The organism is Mycobacterium sp. NGS49 (assembly GCF_059812565.1).
Genome location: NZ_JCALCX010000061.1, coordinates 1 through 16,347, shown reverse-complemented (window position 1 = coordinate 16,347; position 16,347 = coordinate 1). Strand labels below are relative to the sequence as shown.

13 protein-coding genes and 1 pseudogene are annotated in these 16,347 nt (G+C 63.4%); 10 read left to right on the top strand and 4 right to left on the bottom strand.

Annotated features, from left to right (window positions below; genetic code table 11):
• Positions 1-20: 20 nt before the first annotated feature.
• From AC5Y7D_RS29995 to AC5Y7D_RS29985, 3 genes and pseudogenes are all read left to right on the top strand, one after another.
• Positions 21-155, top strand: coding sequence for a TetR family transcriptional regulator (locus AC5Y7D_RS29995; RefSeq protein WP_499929679.1), 135 nt, complete (start codon positions 21-23; stop codon positions 153-155).
• Complete coding sequence (locus AC5Y7D_RS29990) at positions 152-958, top strand: TnsB C-terminal domain-containing protein (protein WP_499929677.1); 807 nt, start codon at positions 152-154, stop codon at positions 956-958. The genes AC5Y7D_RS29995 and AC5Y7D_RS29990 overlap by 4 nt, the downstream gene beginning before the upstream one ends.
• Positions 913-1,408 (top strand): annotated as a pseudogene (locus AC5Y7D_RS29985) (recombinase family protein). The gene AC5Y7D_RS29990 and the pseudogene AC5Y7D_RS29985 overlap by 46 nt, the downstream one beginning before the upstream one ends.
• Before the next feature lie 9 nt (positions 1,409-1,417).
• On the opposite strand, the gene AC5Y7D_RS29980 reads toward AC5Y7D_RS29985, so the two are convergent.
• Positions 1,418-2,518 (bottom strand): helix-turn-helix domain-containing protein, encoded by a 1,101-nt coding sequence (locus AC5Y7D_RS29980; RefSeq protein ID WP_499929675.1) that lies wholly within the window; start codon positions 2,516-2,518, stop codon positions 1,418-1,420.
• A complete protein-coding gene (locus AC5Y7D_RS29975; RefSeq protein ID WP_499929673.1) occupies positions 2,515-3,276 on the bottom strand; it encodes a hypothetical protein in 762 nt (253 codons plus the stop codon). Before AC5Y7D_RS29975 ends, AC5Y7D_RS29980 begins: the two co-directional genes overlap by 4 nt.
• A 275-nt stretch (positions 3,277-3,551) precedes the next feature.
• Between AC5Y7D_RS29975 and AC5Y7D_RS29970 the strand changes: the two genes are divergently transcribed.
• Together AC5Y7D_RS29970 and AC5Y7D_RS29965 are read left to right on the top strand one after the other, a co-directional pair.
• On the top strand, positions 3,552-4,181 hold the full coding sequence (locus AC5Y7D_RS29970; RefSeq protein ID WP_288820047.1) for a nucleotide-binding protein: 630 nt from the start codon (positions 3,552-3,554) through the stop codon (positions 4,179-4,181).
• A gap of 49 nt (positions 4,182-4,230) precedes the next feature.
• Positions 4,231-4,563, top strand: coding sequence for a hypothetical protein (locus AC5Y7D_RS29965; RefSeq protein ID WP_499929671.1), 333 nt, complete (start codon positions 4,231-4,233; stop codon positions 4,561-4,563).
• A gap of 263 nt (positions 4,564-4,826) precedes the next feature.
• Here AC5Y7D_RS29965 and AC5Y7D_RS29960 read toward each other — a convergent pair whose 3' ends face one another.
• Positions 4,827-6,167, bottom strand: a complete 1,341-nt coding sequence (locus tag AC5Y7D_RS29960; protein ID WP_055578468.1) for an IS256 family transposase — start codon at positions 6,165-6,167, stop codon at positions 4,827-4,829.
• 160 nt (positions 6,168-6,327) lie between these two features.
• Between AC5Y7D_RS29960 and AC5Y7D_RS29955 the strand changes: the two genes are divergently transcribed.
• The 4 genes from AC5Y7D_RS29955 to mobF all read left to right on the top strand — a co-directional run bounded on the left by AC5Y7D_RS29955 (position 6,328) and on the right by mobF (position 12,854).
• Positions 6,328-6,852 (top strand): hypothetical protein, encoded by a 525-nt coding sequence (locus AC5Y7D_RS29955; RefSeq protein WP_499929669.1) that lies wholly within the window; start codon positions 6,328-6,330, stop codon positions 6,850-6,852.
• 289 nt (positions 6,853-7,141) lie between these two features.
• Positions 7,142-7,348: a hypothetical protein gene (locus tag AC5Y7D_RS29950; RefSeq protein WP_005149417.1), complete on the top strand. Its 207-nt coding sequence runs from the start codon at positions 7,142-7,144 to the stop codon at positions 7,346-7,348.
• A 267-nt stretch (positions 7,349-7,615) separates the two neighbouring features.
• On the top strand, positions 7,616-8,794 hold the full coding sequence (locus AC5Y7D_RS29945) for a rep protein (RefSeq protein WP_499929667.1): 1,179 nt from the start codon (positions 7,616-7,618) through the stop codon (positions 8,792-8,794).
• 496 nt (positions 8,795-9,290) lie between these two features.
• Entirely contained in the window at positions 9,291-12,854 is a 3,564-nt protein-coding gene (mobF, locus tag AC5Y7D_RS29940; protein ID WP_499929666.1) for a MobF family relaxase, read from the top strand.
• Between the two features lie 2,104 nt (positions 12,855-14,958).
• Here mobF and AC5Y7D_RS29935 read toward each other — a convergent pair.
• Complete coding sequence (locus AC5Y7D_RS29935; protein WP_499929665.1) at positions 14,959-15,738, bottom strand: hypothetical protein; 780 nt, start codon at positions 15,736-15,738, stop codon at positions 14,959-14,961.
• 167 nt (positions 15,739-15,905) lie between these two features.
• Between AC5Y7D_RS29935 and AC5Y7D_RS29930 the strand changes: the two genes are divergently transcribed.
• On the top strand, positions 15,906-16,347 hold a 442-nt coding region (locus AC5Y7D_RS29930), incomplete at its 3' end, for a recombinase family protein (RefSeq protein ID WP_499929664.1).

The following is a 16,347-nucleotide window of genomic DNA, read 5'->3' as shown; positions in this document are numbered from 1 at the left end:
AGGTGAAGCTGGCCCAGCAGATGTACGACGAGAAAGACGAACACGGCAAGCGTCGCTACACCGTCGAGCAGATCGCCACCGAGTTCGGCGTCACCCGGCCCACCATTTATCGGCATCTGGGCAAGGCCCTTAACAACGGCTCGGCCGCATCATGACCCACCCGCAAGAGCCGGTCAGGACGCCGGACGAAGCGGATACCGCATTGACCATGGCCCAACGCGAACAGGCGATGGCCCGCTACGCGGTGCTGCGCCCACACCTGGACGACGGGATATCGCTGGCCGAAGCCGCGCGTCAGGGTGAGGTGGCGCTGCGCACCGCGCAGCGCTGGCTGGCCAGCTACCGCAAGTCAGGACTAGTGGGGCTGGTCCGTCCTGGACGCTCTGATTGCGGCCGCCGCGGGTTGCCCGATCAAATGGTCACGCTGATCGAGGGGCTGGCATTACGACGGCCTCCGATCAGTGCGGCCAATATTCACCGCCAGGTGACCCAGATTGCGCCGCAACATGACTGGCCGGTGCCGTCCTACAGCACGGTGTACGCGATCGTCGCGGGCCTCGATCCGGGCTTGCGGATGTTGGCCCACGAGGGCACCAAACGATACGAGGAGACCTTCGATTTGGTGTATCGGCGTCAAGCGAGCGGGCCGAACGAGCTATGGCAGGCCGACCACACTGAACTGGACCTATGGGTGATCACGCCGTCGGCAAAGCCGGCTCGCCCCTGGTTGACTGTCATCGAAGACGACCACTCCCGCGCTGCAGCCGGCTACATGGTCAGCTTGGAGGCACCCTCCGCGATCAACACCGCTTTGGCGCTGCGGCAAGCGATTTGGCGCAAACCCGCGTTGCCCGGCTACGCGCCACGCGGAACCCCTGATCGAGCCGGACAGGCCCGGCTCACGGGCCCGGCGTGGAAAGAGGGCGCATCTTTACCGACAAGCTCTCCGGGGCGATAAACACCGGTCGGCCGAGTCTAGCGGCGATGCTGCACTATGCACGTGACGGTGACACGGTGGTAGTCGCCGCCATCGATCGACTCGGCCGATCCGTCGCGGAGGTCACTCGCACCATCGCCGATCTCGGTGAGCGCCGAATTGTGTTGCGCGCCTTGAGGGAAGGCGTCGACACCGGTACACCGGCCGGCCGCGCGGTCGCTGCCATTATGGCCACCCTGGCCGAGCTCGAGCTAGAGCTCGGCCGCGAACGCCGAGCCGCTTCTCGCAGCTCTCGGCAATCTCGGAACATGCCGGCGACTAAACCGCCGAAACTGGATGCGGATCGCCAAGAACAGCTGCGCCCGGCTAGCGGCGACCGGCGAACCCGTAGGGGAGCTGGCCAAGGCGTTCGGCATTGGACGAGCCACGGCCTACCGGTATTTGGCCCTTCGGGATCAAATTTCGGGGTAGCGATATGAATCATCCCTCAACAACTTCTAGCCGGGGCCTCTCCCCCACTGATGCGTTCCCTGCACCGTCTTGGGAGGTTACGGCGAGCCCGAACAGGTAAGCGGTGAATTCTGAAGCCGGAAGGCCGATCTCAGCGGCGATACGACGAGTGGTGAATCCATCAGCTCGTAATGCCGCCATGACTTTCCCGAGGATTTGTGAAGATTCGTGTCTGAGCTGTGATCCGGGTTCGCTTCGTCGAAAACCGCGTTTGCTTAGCTCTACGCACAGCGAACGATAGCCCCACTCCGTCACTAGGCCTAGCGAATTCAACCGATGTGCGAGCGCCATTGCCGCGACTTGCCACTTGTCTTTTGCGCGAATCACTTGATCCACATTGGATCCGAATAGGCCGGCGGACAAGACACTGTCGCGCGGCATCAAAAACGCACTTGCGAAGTCGTTGGCCTGCGTCTCTGCTTCACGGCCCTGGCAAGTCTCGTGCTCACCATGCATGGTCAAGTGACCGAGCTCGTGGGCCAGGTCAAACCTTAATCTCTCCGCTGTTTTTGTCGTGTTCAGGAAGATAAACGGTGTGCCCTTATCGTAGAAGCTGAAGGCGTCCACGTTGTGATAGTCCGGTGCCAAGCTCATCACGCGGATGCCGTGAAGCTCGCAAACTGATAGCAACTGACGAACGACTCCTGAGCCGAGGTTCCATCGCTCCCGGACAGCCTCGGCTGCAAGCTCTGGCTTCCAGCCGGTGAGTGTCGGAACATCGTTCTCAGGTAGATCGAAGATCGTCTCAACCCACCGCATAAACTCCACGCCTAGTCGGCCAGAAGTAGTCGCACCATCACGCTCTGCCGCGGTCATTTTGGTGAGCGCACGGAAACTGACTGCATTGTCTGGAACGACCTCAATCTCTGGCGAGAAGAAGAAGTCAGGCAGGACGCCTAGCTGCTCTGAGAGTTGTGTGACTTGGTCCATGGAGGGGGAGGTTGACCCAACTTCCCAGCGCTGCAACGTTTTCTGGCTCAAGCTAAGCAACCCGGCCAATTTCGTACGAGGAATCCCCTTGCGTTTCCTAGCGAATTCCAGCCGCGAGGGGACGAATTCGCGTGGCGTCATCTCTTCTGGACTGGAACGTCGATCGGCGCGCTTCCATCATCGCGACCGTCATCGCGACCGTCATCGCACCGGCGTACGGAGTTGCCGCTCTGCCCAAGTATGTAGGGCGGGAGAAAGATCCGCTCTACCCAGCTACAGGGAAAATCCGCGCCGTCCAGGTGGCCTGGCGCGCTCAGCTCTAACTGCACCGAGGTCTTGCTCCTGTAGTGAACCAGATACCATAAGCGCCATTCCATCGACGGATCGTTTTCGCGTAAACCCCAGTCGAAGCCACTGCCATCGACGTCGTCAAAGCCCATCTGCTGGTTGGTCGGAGCCCCTGCGAAGGCGCGCGAACCTTTGGGCCACATGGTGGTGAAAGCACTATCGGTGCCCGGGATACCGGTGAATTCGTTACCGCCCGCCACCACGATCGCGATCCGCTTTTTCCGGTTGACCGTCCGGGCGACGAAATCGTCTTCGACGATCTCCCAGCCGCGTTTCGAAAGCAGGACCGAGCGCAGCGCGGCGACGCAGTAGTCATGCGCGTGACGGCCCCGTGCGCCCTTCGGCGCTAGTGGGCTCACAGCATCCGCCGCCTGAGTCGCGGCGTAGATGATGCGGTTGTGAATGTCTGGAATCGTCAGGTCGAACTCGAGTAGCCGTTGTTCGGCGCTTTGGCTTGGAGCTTTAAGCGGTTCAGCCATAAGGAGCCTCTCACGGTTGGTCGGCCGGATGTCCGAATATTGGACCACATTTGAGGTTGAAAATGTGGACACACGAAGAGTGTGCGTGTCGCGTTCCGGCCACTGACGACGCACGGTGCATCCCCAGGCCTGGCTGTAAGCGCTCCCCTCCCGATCGGGAAATGCAAGTTTCGCGGTCCACAACGCTCTACTGATATACGGATATCAGTATCTACTGGTATCCGTATATCAGTAGGAACTACCACAAGGCTCTCTCGCCCGGTGTCGGTACACTGCTCGCAGTGTTTCAGTAACTCAGTAAATCCGTATGTACGCTGCTCAGTCATCGACGGGAGCTGAACTGCTTCATGCCTGCCCTGACCATCGTCGTCGCAAATCTCAAAGGCGGCTCGACCAAAACCACCACTGCCGCTTTCGTCCTCCACGCTTTGGCGGAGGCTGGCTTACCAGCTCTAGGCGTCGATGCAGACGGGGAAAATGAATCCCTGCTTGCATGGTCAGAAGCAGGGGAGTGGTCCATACCGGTTATCGGCATGCCGGTGGCCGACCTTCACCGCAAGCTGCCCGGCGTAGTCGGTGACAGATACGACGCCGTGGTCATCGACACCCCGCCTATGAAAGAACGGCGCGGTGTCGTGGCCTCCGCTATTCGCATAGCCACCCACGTCCTCGTGCCTATGGCTCCGACGGGCATGGAGTACGCACGTATCCCAGCAATCCGTGAACTCGTTGAAGAAGCTGGCGCGCTCGCGGTCACACCCCCTCAACTCGCCGTTGTCTTGACGCGCACCGTGTCCAACGCGGCCAGCACCGATGTCTACCGGCAGATGCTCACCGACGACGGTGTCCGTGTCTTACAGCCAACCGTCGGCCGATTGGAGCGATACGCCCAAGCATTCGGCCTACCCATCACGAATGCCGCCAGCACCGCCTACGGCGATATCGCAGGTGAGCTAACTAGCATTGGAGTTCAGTAGATCCGTATGTACTGATTTACTGATAAAGTTTTAACTGGGAGGATGGCCTATGGCAACGACCGCAGCTGACAGAATCAAAGCGAACGCTGAACGTCTACGAAAGGCACCGGCTCAGCCAACGGTCACCCCGAAGTCGTCAGAGCTCGCGCCAGATCCGGCACCCGCGGCGCCGGTAGTGCGACAGAAGACCGTTCGCCGCACCGTTGACCTGTCGCCGACAGCCCACCGCGGCCTCGACAACTGGCAGCGCGACACCGCTGATCGGCTAGGTCTCGCGCGCGTCACCGGCCAGGAAGTCCTCACAGCCCTTGTCGATCGACTGCTCGCCGACTCGGAATTGGCAGAACAAATTGTGCGGTCGATCGCAGACCAACGTCCCTAATTCCCGTACGACCTTCCTCGCCGCAGATTGTGGTGGACGTGGTGGGGGTGGCTGTCAAGGCCATGCCGCTACGCGGTCGACAGGGTCGAGCCTTGACAGCCACCCCCACCACGCACAAAGGCGGGCCAGTACGAGGAAAGGCGAATGATCCTGCTTCCCGCAACCCGAGCGGCGGTCCGAGTAACCCGTTATTTCAGATTTTCGGTGGCGTCCGTAATCCGGTGTAAATGGTCCTTCGGAGCTTCTGGCTTCGGTGGGTGATGTTACGCCGTTGCGCTGATGGCTTCGGTGGTGCTGCTCGCGGAGTCTGGGGCGTGCTGGGGCCGTAGTTGTCGGGGTGGGTGCAGCAGGCTGCGGCGTAGGTCTTGGAGCTGGCGTACCCCGGCCGGGGTCATGGCGAGTCCGCGCCAGCCGCGAGATGCGCGGTCCAGTACGGCCCAGGCGATGCTGACACAGCTGGTTTCGCCGGGGAAGCGACCGATAACCTTTGTGCGGCGGCGGGTTTCACCGAAGGTGCGTTCGATGAAGTTCGAATGCCGAATACGGTGCTGATGTTCGGGCGGGAACCGCAGGTAAGCGGTCAGGCCCGCGCGGTCGGTGAGCAGGATCTTCATCGCCGCGGGGTAGGTGGGTGCGTAGCGGGCCGCGAACACGTCCAGTCGGGCGTCGATGAGTTCGACGAGGTTGGGGCCGGCCTCGGTGGTGGCCTCGGCGGTGTCGAAGCAGGCCCAGTAGCCGTCGCGGATCTCGGCCTGCATCCCGGCGGGAATCTTGGCCAGCACGTTGCGGACTCGGTGAATCAGGCAGCGTTGACGCAGCGCGGTCGGGAAGATCTGCTCGATCGCCGCGATCAGGCCGGCCGCGCCGTCGGAGACGACCAGCAGCGGACACCCCAGCCCCCGCTCGGTGAGATCGGTCAGGAAACCCGCCCAGGCGTCGGTGGACTCCACCACTCCGGGGGCCAGGCCCACGAAGATGGGCTTGCCGGCGGTGGTGATGCCCCACGCGGCCAGGATCGGCTCGGCTGGTGAGCCGGGATGCATCCGGAAGAAGGAGGCATCCAGGAACAGGTAATCGAGCACCACATCGCCGAGCGGGCGCCGCGCCCAGGTGTCGTACTCGGTCTTGATGGCTTGACATATCTGGGAGACAGTCGATTTCGAGATCGCGGCCTGATCACCCAGCGCATCGGCGAGGGTGGCTTCGACATCGCGCACCGACAGCCCGCGCACGAACGAAGCGATCACCAGCGATTCCAGCGCGTTGGTCTTGGTGACGTGCTTGCCGAACAGCCGTGAGGCGAACGCGGCGGTCGTGCCGCGCAGCTTGGGCCGCTCCAGGGTGATCGGACCGGCAGTGGTCTTGACCGTCGCAGCCCGATAACCGTTACGCGCACCGGGCTGCGCGTCTGCTGCGGTGGCGCTGCGTTGGTAGCGCTCACGGCCCAAGAACTCGGTAATCTCGGCCTCCAACGCGGCCTGCATCAGCAACTGCGCACCCAGCCGTGCCACCTCCTCCAGGATCTCGGGCAACTCACGATCCGAGGCGAACAACTCGTCGATCTTGGCGCGAACACGATCGGTCGGCGATACTCGTGCAGGCACGGGCGTAGGTCCTTTCCTTCGATGACTTGGCGGTCTCGAAGCAGAACCTACGCCCGGCCCCTTTTACACCGGCTTTAGGACGCGACCAGATTTTCGCAAAAGCGCTGGTAAACGCCATTCACACCTATGGGCTGCACCCTAGGTAACTACGGTTTCCGCCATGCACATCTACGTCGATGAGACCAAGCAGCGCAACTATCTGCTCGTGGCCAGCGTCCACGTCTCGACGGATCTCACCGGACTGCGCCAGCTGGTACGCGGCCTGCTCCTACCCGGGCAGCGCTACTTGCACATGAAGGACGAGAAAGACGGCCGCAAACGCACCATCGCTCAAGCTTTCGTCGATGCCGGCGTGCAAGCCATCGTCTACCGCGCCGGGCCTCAATACCGCAACGAACGCCAACGGCGCTCAGCGTGCCTACAAGCCCTCGTCGAAGACCACGCCGGCCTGGGCGAGGCGCATATCGTCCTCGACGAGGACGAAACCATGGTGAAGTTCGACAACCAGAAACTCATCGAGTACACCCGCGCCGCCGGCTGCCGCGACACCCTGCGCTACGAACACCAACGCTCCCACGCCGAGGCCCTGCTCGCCGTCCCCGACGCCATCGCCTGGTGCTGGGCAAAAGGCGGGCACTGGCGCACTCTGATTAGCCCCATCGTCACCGCTACCCGAGACGTCTAACCAGAACTCAAGCCGCAGAAAAGCGCAAAGCCCGAGCGCCACGGTCGTCCGGCCGGGTCTCGGGCTCACTTCCTGAAGCTCAACGCAACAGGCACCTATAAAGATACACCAATCTAAGGCAGCGTCTAAGATCTAAGCCCGAAACCGACAACCCTTCGCTCTACATCCGCGCGCCGAGCGGCGATCGACTCCGCGGTCGCCTGAACGAATCCTCATGTTTCGCAGTTGTCTGGGCTAGACCGCGTGTCGTTATCAGGTAACACCCCCTGTCGCTGGCAGAGTTCGCACCATGACCCAAAGGCGCAGCACACACAAGGGCGATCGCGCGCAGATCATGTCGCGGCCCGATCGCGTCGTCTACGAGATCGTCAAACGTGAAGCCGCGCAGCGCGGCATCCCTATGGGCCAGTACGTGGCTGATGTTTTGGCCGCCCATGTCGGCCACCCCGAACTCATTCGTGAGCTCGATAAGGAGGTTCTGCCGCTGGCGATGTAGACACACGCCCGCCCCTAAGCGCGGGCAGATGTGACATTTCCATAGCGGTGCAGACCCAAGCCTGAACATGACAAAGGCCCCGCCGTAGCGAGGCCCTGTCTGGGTTTGAACCGAGTTAGCCGCTCGGTTCCGGGTCCGCACCCGTTGCCCCGAAAGGGACGTGTCTTGCTGGACTCGTCTCACGGTAGCGCACACCTGTCTGACGTTCCAGAAATGGCACGCAATCAGTGCGCAAATCGTGACTTCCTCAGCACCCAATCACCTCGGGTGAGTAGTGCGTGGCCGACGCCATTGGGCGCCGCCATCGCCCCCACACCGCATGCCGTCCGCGCGCTCGCAAACGAACGCCGTCGCGGCTGGGTGGAGCGTGCCGGCGCGTGCGCGCCGCGGGCGCCGATGTGGACCAGTCGCAGCGGCTGGCTCGAGGGCCTGCACCGTTGGGCGCACTCGCCGGCCCTAGGACAGCTGTGCGCGGCCGAACGGGTCTCGATCACCGCGGCCACGCTGCTGTCGATCGCCGCGGTGATGGCCGAGCACGCCGACCACGCCACCGGCCGCCACGTCGCCCTCACCCGCGCCACGATCGCGGCCCGGGCGGGTTGTGACGTACGCACCGTAACCACCGCCTGGAGAGTCCTGCGGGCCTCCCACTGGGCGATTGAGGCCCAACGCGGCCACGGCTCACCGGACACCCCCAGCATCGGGCGGCGACCCTCGGTGTACCACCTGGTACCCCGCCGCGATCCTCACCCGACGCCGAACTCAGCTGCGCAAGATTTCCACCTACCGCCGTCAGGCGGTCTTAGTCTTTCTTCTCCCGTAGGGAGGAACTCACCAAGCGGGCGCGCCAGCGCGCCCGCCCACCACATGTCCCAAAACGGATGCAACACCTCTACAGCACGGCCCTCCAGGCGGACCACCCCCCGGCCCCTGGTCACTCAGCGCCTCGCCGCGGCCCTCGTCGCCCGCACCCACGGCCTCGACCGTGCTCACATTGGCACCATCTGCGACGCCCTCACCGCCGCCGGCATCGACCCCACGGTGTGGACCGCACGAGCCATCACCAACGCGCTCAATGCCGACATGCGTGCACGCGGATGGAGCTGGCCCGACCACATCACCAACCCCGGCGCATTCCTATCCAGCCGACTACGCAGGCTCTCCTGGGCAACTCCCGAGACTCCAACAAAGGCCGGCGGCTGCGCCGCCGACAGCATCGACCACACCCCCCGACCCGCGCCGCTCACCGCGGCATCACGAGCCCGGATCGCCGCCGCCCAACAACACATCCGCCACATACTCGCCAACCGATCACAACGCACCCACCCCGGTCCACCCACCACCATCGATGCGAGCAGGCCGCCCCTGATCCCGCTAACCCCAGCTCACAACCTGAGCTACACCGCTGACGTCGCCCGGCCGACCACGCAATGTCAGCAACCCTGACTCCCAACAACTTTCCTATCTCACTGCTGCGCCACTACCCGCGCGGGCGCTCACCGCATCCCGACACGGCGGCGCTGCGTCGCGCCGCCAAGCACCCGATCAGGCCAGGCCGGGGGTTCCCGGTTCCCTTTCGGTAGCGGCCGGGCGGGAAACAGCGCGCGGGTTTGCGAGCATGTGGACATCCGTGTGGCGTGCCGCGCCTGAGCGGTTGTGGGTGACCCGGACTTTGCCACGTCCGCGCGCGTACTTTTCCGCTAACCCGCGACGTCACTATCCTTGTCTGGTCAGCTGTTTTCCCGCTCGTTCCCGCCCATTACGCTTTTTTTCGTTCGTCGTCGCCGAGATTGCCGACACTGCAGAGCAATTCGCTGAAACTATTTGTCTTCCGATGTGGCACATTGGCACAAGGGGATGCAAGCATGGGTGTGGCGAACTGTTGGTCCGCTACACCGGCCCTCCCGCCCGGGTCGGTGATGGTGCGGTGAGAGGTGCTGTGGTGCTGACGATTTCGCCGCCGATGAAGCGGTATTCGGTGCGTTACTACAACGACACCGCACGCGCTGCGCTCTCAGCGGCGGGCCGCCAGCCCGCTGGTGGGGGGTTGGCTGAGTACTACTCCGAAGGCGAGACCCGAGCCCCGGTCTGGTTGTGTGCCGGGGACACCGAAAAGGCCGCTGCGTTGGTGGGTTTGAGTGCCGCCGACCGTGCTGGTGGACCCGCGGACATGGACGCCGTGGCGCGTTGGCTTGATGAGGGAATCGCCCCCAACGGGGCAGGGGGGCGGGGGTTTAGCGCGCGTTCCACCCATGGTTTCGATTTGACGTTTTGCGCCCCGAAAAGTGTGTCGATGTGGCGGGCGTTGACCACCGATGACGTGACCAAAAAGGCTTTTGTGGACGCGCACAATGTGGCCGTGCGCGAAGCGCTGCAGTACTTGCACACCCACGCCGGCTACACCCGCGTCCACAATCCGGGGACCGGGTTTAAAGACCTTGTGCGGTTGCCGGGTCTGATCGCTGCGGCCTACCAACATGAGACGTCGCGGGCGGGGGATCCGCACCTGCATACCCATGTCCTGTTACCTAATCGGCAGGCTCGCAGCGACGGCACGTTGGTCTCGGTTGACTCCAAGTCGTTGCATCATGAAGCCAAGGCCGCGGGGATCGTTTACCAGGTCACCCTGCGTCATGAAACCCACCAGTCCCTGGGGTTGGAGTGGGGTCCGATCGACCCGCATACCGGGATGGCTGAGATCGCCGGGGTGGATCGCGACCAGCTGGCCGCGGGGTCTCAACGGGCCACCCAGCTGCGCCAGTGGGCCCAGCACCATCTGGTCCTCAACGAGACCGGCGAGGACACGGCGGCGCAGCTGGCGGCCGCTCAGCGCGCGACCCGCCCGGCCAAGCCTGAGCACAAGCCGTGGGCCCAGTTGCGTCAGGACTGGGCCAGCCGTTTCGGGGTGTTCCTGATCGATGAACAGGCCCAAGTCCAGGCGCGTCGGCAGCGCCAAACGGCCTCGGTCAACGTGCTGACGGTCGCGCGTGTCGCCGCGGCGGGCATCGACAAACCGGCGTTCACTCGCGCGGATTTGATCGAGGCGATCGGTGCGCGGATGCCGGTCGTCGTTGCGGGTGCACCGGTGGGGCCGCGGGGTCTTCTTGAGGCGATGGCCCAGCGCCTGGGGGTGCGGATTAACCAGCCGCGCCAGGCCCACCAACGCGAGGGCCATGACCGGTTCACCGTAGCCCCGGTGTTGGCTGAAGAGGCCGCCATCGTGGAGCTGATGGGGGCGCGTGATCCCCGCGGTGTGCTCGACCCAGACACCGTGGACACCGCGGGTTTGTCGCCGGATCAGGCCCGGGCGATCACCGCGATCGCCGCTTCGCCGTGGCTGATCCAACCCCTGGCCGCACCGGCGGGGGCCGGGAAAACAACGTCGCTCAAAGCGCTGCGCGGCGCAGCGCAGCGGGGCGGCAAAACTCGGGTGCTCGTGGTGGCGCCGACTGGGAAAGCTGTTGATGTGGCGGTGCGCGAAGGGGCCGGTGATGCCGGCTACACGGTGGCCAAAGCCGTCAAAGATTTGCGCGCCGGCGCGCTGCGTCTGGATCAGCGGACCCTGGTGGTTGTTGATGAAGCCGGCATGGTCGGCACCCCCGCTCTGCGGGAACTGTTGACCGCCGCCACCGCCGCCGGCACGAAAACCGTGCTCGTCGGAGACGCGTATCAACTGGCCCCGGTCAAAGCCCGCGCCGGCATGTTCGGCCAGCTCGTTGAGGACCTGCCCTGGGCCCAACGCCTCTCTGAGGTGTGGCGCATGCGCGATGCTGACGAACGTGTTGCCTCCCTGGCGGTGCGTCACGGTGGGCCTGCGCCGCTGCGCCGCGCGATCGGCTGGTACCGCAGCCACGGGCGGCTGCATACCGGGGACGGGCTGACCATGGCCCACGACGCCCTCACCGGCTACCAGGCCGACCTAGGCGCGGGGAAAGACGCGGTGTTGATGACTGATAGCTGGGAGGTCTGCGACGCCCTCAATACCCGCCTGCACCACCAGACCGTGGCCGCCGAGGCCCCCACCGTGGCCGGTGCCCGCGGGCATCGCATCGGTGTCGGAGACATCGTCATCTCGCGCCGCAACGATCCCACGGTGCAGGTTGTGGATGCTGCCGACACCGCCACGGTGGCTGAGCCGGTCCGCAACGGCCACCGCTGGCGGGTCTACAAAATCGACACCGCGAATAACCGCATCGCCGCCCGCCGGCTCACCGATGGCGCCCGCGCCCTGTTCACCGGGGACTACCTGACTGAGCACGTCCATCACGGCTACGCGGTCACCGTGCACGCCTGCCAAGGCCTCACCGCTGATACCGCCCACGCCGTGCTCAGCGACCGCGCCACCCGCGCTCTGGCCTACGTCGCCCTCACCCGCGCCCGCGAGGCCAATCACCTTTACCTGTATGAGAACAACGCCGGGGAAGCCGACCACGCACACACTGCGGTGCTCGCTGAGCACGGGGTACATGCCGCCCGGCGCGGCACCAGCCGCGCCGCCGCCACCCTGCTGCGCCAGGTGCTGGCTCGCGATGAGCGGGCCCGCACCGTCCTTGATGTCGCCGCTGACACCGATCGTGTCCACCAGCCCGCCTCCGTGCGGGCTCTGCGGGATCACCACGAGCGCACCCGCGCCCGGCTACGCGCCGACTACCGCGCCCACACGAGCGCTACGCCCACCTACGATGTGGCTGCCGAGCTGCCCAGGCTGCGCGCCGAGATCGACTTCCTCGATATCGCCGGGCGCGGGTTTTCCCCTCGCACCGACTACCCTCTGGACCTCGCCGCCCTGGACCGCCTGGACCACTCCCACCGCCACGCGATCGCCGCGATCGCGCACAGCTTGCAAGCCGTGCAAAGCCTGCACCTGTATCCCGGCGCCGATAAACCCGCCCTGCTGGCGGCTTTGGCCGACGCCGTGCACCGCGACACCCGGGCACTCGATAAGACCCCGCCCAAAGTGCTGGCGCTGCCCGCCACCCCACACGCCCGTGACCAGGCCGCAACCCACCGTTATGCCGACACCACCACCACCGTCGAACGCGCCCGCACCCACATCCAGGACAAACGCGGGACACTACCGCGCGGCACCCTGATCATCGTCGATGACGCTGATCACCTGCACCCCGACCACTTGTGCTGGCTCGCCGCAACCGCCGCCGCCACCAACACCAAACTGCTGCTGATCACCACCCCCGATCACCGCCGGCCGGCCCACACCCTGACCACCGCCGCAGATCACCTACTGCCCTGGGCGCACCGCCTAGGCACCCCCGACCACACCCACCACCGCCCCAACAGCGCCATCGAACACGCCAACCACCACCTGCCCACTACTACGCCGGCACCCGATCATCCCGAACACCAGACCGCCCACCACCTCCTGCAGCGCCGTGACCAACTTCTGGCGCACTTCGATGAAATCGCTGATCTTGCAGCACAACTCGACGTCCTCACGACCCGCTCCCGCCACCGCAGCCACGACCGAGGCTACGGACTCGAACTCTAAAATTCTGTTGAGGCGCAACCCGCGTACACCGCGCGGCGGGCTGTGACCAGATTTTTCCTCGACAAGGCGACAAGGCGACAAGCACGATTTGATGTCGGAGCGCGGAGCGCACCATCGAATGGTCCACGCGGGGCCCGACTCTGAAACATCGGAGTAATGGCTAACCCGTGCGTGCCGAGAATCTTCGTCAGCTGAATGACAGTCTTACTGCCGCGCACAGTGAGGTGTGAGACACACGGTGTGATACGCGTGAAATAGGACACTGCGGTTCTGAAGTGGGAAGGTGAGCGGAGGTTGGGCCTCTCTTTCTCCACCGCGGGGTGCACTGACGTGCGAGGTCCCTTTCTCTATGCGCATTTACTGCAAACGCTTGTCGAAGAAGGGGAGGTTCCACTCGCGTGAGTGTTTACCGGATAATTTGGTTGTGCTTGCATGAACCCATGAGTCGGTAGTGCGGGGGCCCGCATCCGCTCCGGCACCGATCGAGCGCGCCTATAGGTTCCGCGCATCAATGTCACATATACGATAACCCAGGGCCTTCGCTTAATCATCAATTACGTTCAGAAACGACAGAAAGCAGCTATCAAAATATGCGCGCAGTCGCTGCAGTTAAGTCAATTTTAGCTTTTACGATTGCGGCAATCCTGCTACCGGCCGGCATAGCAGCCGCAGATACTACTCCCCAACCCCCCAATCCAGCTACGGGCAAAAGCGGTCCCCCTAGTGCGTCCGCCGCGGCAGTAGGTGAGCTATACAACTGCAAGATAAACGCTGCCAACCCGCATAAATCGCTCCATTCCCCTACGACAATAGACGCCACGGCGACAACTAAGTGCACTCCTACAGTATTCAATATCACAATGATCCAAACCATTTGGAGAGTAAACACCCCTCTGCCGGACACGCCCGCAGGTACCAGCTTGCCCGGCGTAGGGACGAACAAAGTCACTGTTGTCGCCGAAACGCCTTGCATTAATGGCACATACTATAGTGCCGCCGACGCTGTTGTCGTTTTCCCACCTGGATCTAATCCGCCATTTGGTCTCATCGGCAGCATTTCGGCAAATATTCCAGTCACTACTTGCCCGATCTAGATTATACTTACCGAACAGTTAAACCGATCCGGCCAACCTTCGAGGCCACGACGTGACCAATCATGAATCCTTACTGAATACTTACCCAGGACGCTTATTTATCGAGCACCTGCGATCCGACCATGGCCGTCCGCCAGGCGTTTCTCCTGTAGCATTTGTCGCCGACCTCGAGCCCAAAGACCTCATTGAGGCAGTGACCTCTGCGGTGACCCGGTATCTCTACTCCGATGACTGGCTTGACCTAGCCCATGTCGGCACCGATCAGGCTGAGCTTCACGAGCTGAGTATCGAAGGGCTGGAGGCTGTGTCTAGGCTCTCGACGTTCGGCTCACCGCAAGTGCACCAGGGAACAATCACTCAATGGCGTGCACCGAACATCCACAACAGGGGTGAGTTGAGCGCACTACCAGGTGGCGCGTTTTGGACATCGACTCCACTCACCGACAGCGAGGATTCGTGGACAATCTGTAGCGAGAACCTCCGGCCCAAAAATCCCAGATGGAAAGTGTATTTCGACGCCAGACGTGTTCGTATCAGTTGTATCAACTCAGCTCAAGATTGGGTGGAACTGATTGAATCGCATCCGGTGATGTCCGACGGCCGTAGATACCCAGACTGGCCGGCTATCGCGGACTCGTGGGATGCAGTGCACATGTCACCCATGGGACTGCTACTCGCTCATCCCGCAATCTCGGTAAGCCCGCAAATCACAACCGACGGATCCGGGGCACACAGTCAAGCAGCGCTCTACCCCAGTGTTGCGCCCTGGTGCACCGTCTCCACGGCGTGGCTACATAAACCCCCAGCAGTTGCGTTCAGACCCGCATAAAACTACCCGGTGAGACAAGAAGTGATGTGTCTCGTTTCTAGAGAAACGAGACACCGCTCCAGGCGCCACTCTCCTGCCGCATAACCGCTGTTCGAGCTGTGATTTTCAGAGGCAAGTGGCGGTGAATCTTCAGCGGTAAATGGCGTCACATAGTCGCGATGACCCGCGTGCGGTTAAGCGTTTAGGCGATCTTCGTATGGGCGTCGGGCGGAATCTGTAGGACCTCGATCATCTCGGATGTGCGGAGCTGGTCGATAAGTTCACGTGTACCGCCGATGATGGTGGAGTCGTAGTCGACTTCGGTTGCCACGCACCAGGTGTGGTCGGCGGGCCAGAAGAAGCTTGGCGATTGGGGGATGAAAAAGTCCTCGTTGACCCAGTGTCCGATCCGTACGGCGGCGTCGATGTGGCCTTTAAACAGGTGGTATCTGCGGCCGGGTAGTGAAAAGGTGGGTCCGCTTGTGGCGAGTCGCCATTGAGCCGGTGCCGGCTGGGGCGGTTGGATGTCCGGGATCACACCGTCGGGAGCGTAGTAGGCGGTGATCGTCGACGCCGGACTGTCATGGTCGTGGAGCCAGCCCCAGCCTTCCCAGACCGCGAAACAGCACGCCTGTGCTGTCGTGGTGTGCCTGGCGAGGATGGCGCAGAGCGCCTTGAGTGCCCAGCCGTTCAGGTCTCCCCGCATGGGGTCGCCCGGTCGGCCGCGTCCCGAGGATGCTGAGGACTTGATCTTCTCCCACCAGGCCGATGGATGGAGAATGCGGCTGTTGGCGCGGGCCACCGTCGCCCAGGTCAGTGGTCCGGGGTGATCGTCGAGGGGATGCAGTAGCCGGGCGTAGGCCCCAAAGCCGGCACCGACCATGCCGGTCGGCCAGTGCTGGTGATCCCATAGGTCTACCCGGTCGATCAGCCACTGAGCCGGCTCGGCCGAGCCGGCAGGTCGAGGAGGTTGATGATCCACCCTGCCACGATCCCTTACACCGCCCCGTTACGCAGCATCGGCGTGTTTCGTTAACGATCGTTCGCGCGACAGTCCGCCAGGCTAAACATTTCCGCAGGATAGGCCTGTAACGCTTGCCGTGTCCGCGCCAACGTCAACTTGTCGGGGGTTGGCGATACGGTCCGGCCATGCGGATCGGCTACGCGCGGGTCTCCACCCGCGACCAGCACCCCGAGGCCCAACGCGATGCGCTCACCGCGGCGGGCTGTGACCAGATTTTCCTCGACAAGGTGTCGGGCAAGCTGGCCCGCCGGCCGGAGCTCGACAAAGCTCTGCTGTCGGCCAACCGTGTCGGCGATCAGCTGGTGGTGACCAAACTGGACCGGCTGGGCCGATCGCTGGAGCATCTCATCGAGTTGTCCAAGCGCCTGCAGGGCGCCGGCGTGGATTTGGTGGTGCTCGACCAAGGCATCGACACTTCAACGGCCATTGGCCGCATGTTCTTCCAAATCCTCGGCGCTGTAGCGGAATTCGAGCACGCTTTGATGTCGGAGCGCACCATGGACGGTTTGGCGGCCGCGCGGGCCCGCGGCCGCACCGGTGGGCAAAAACCCAAACTGGGTCCCCGTC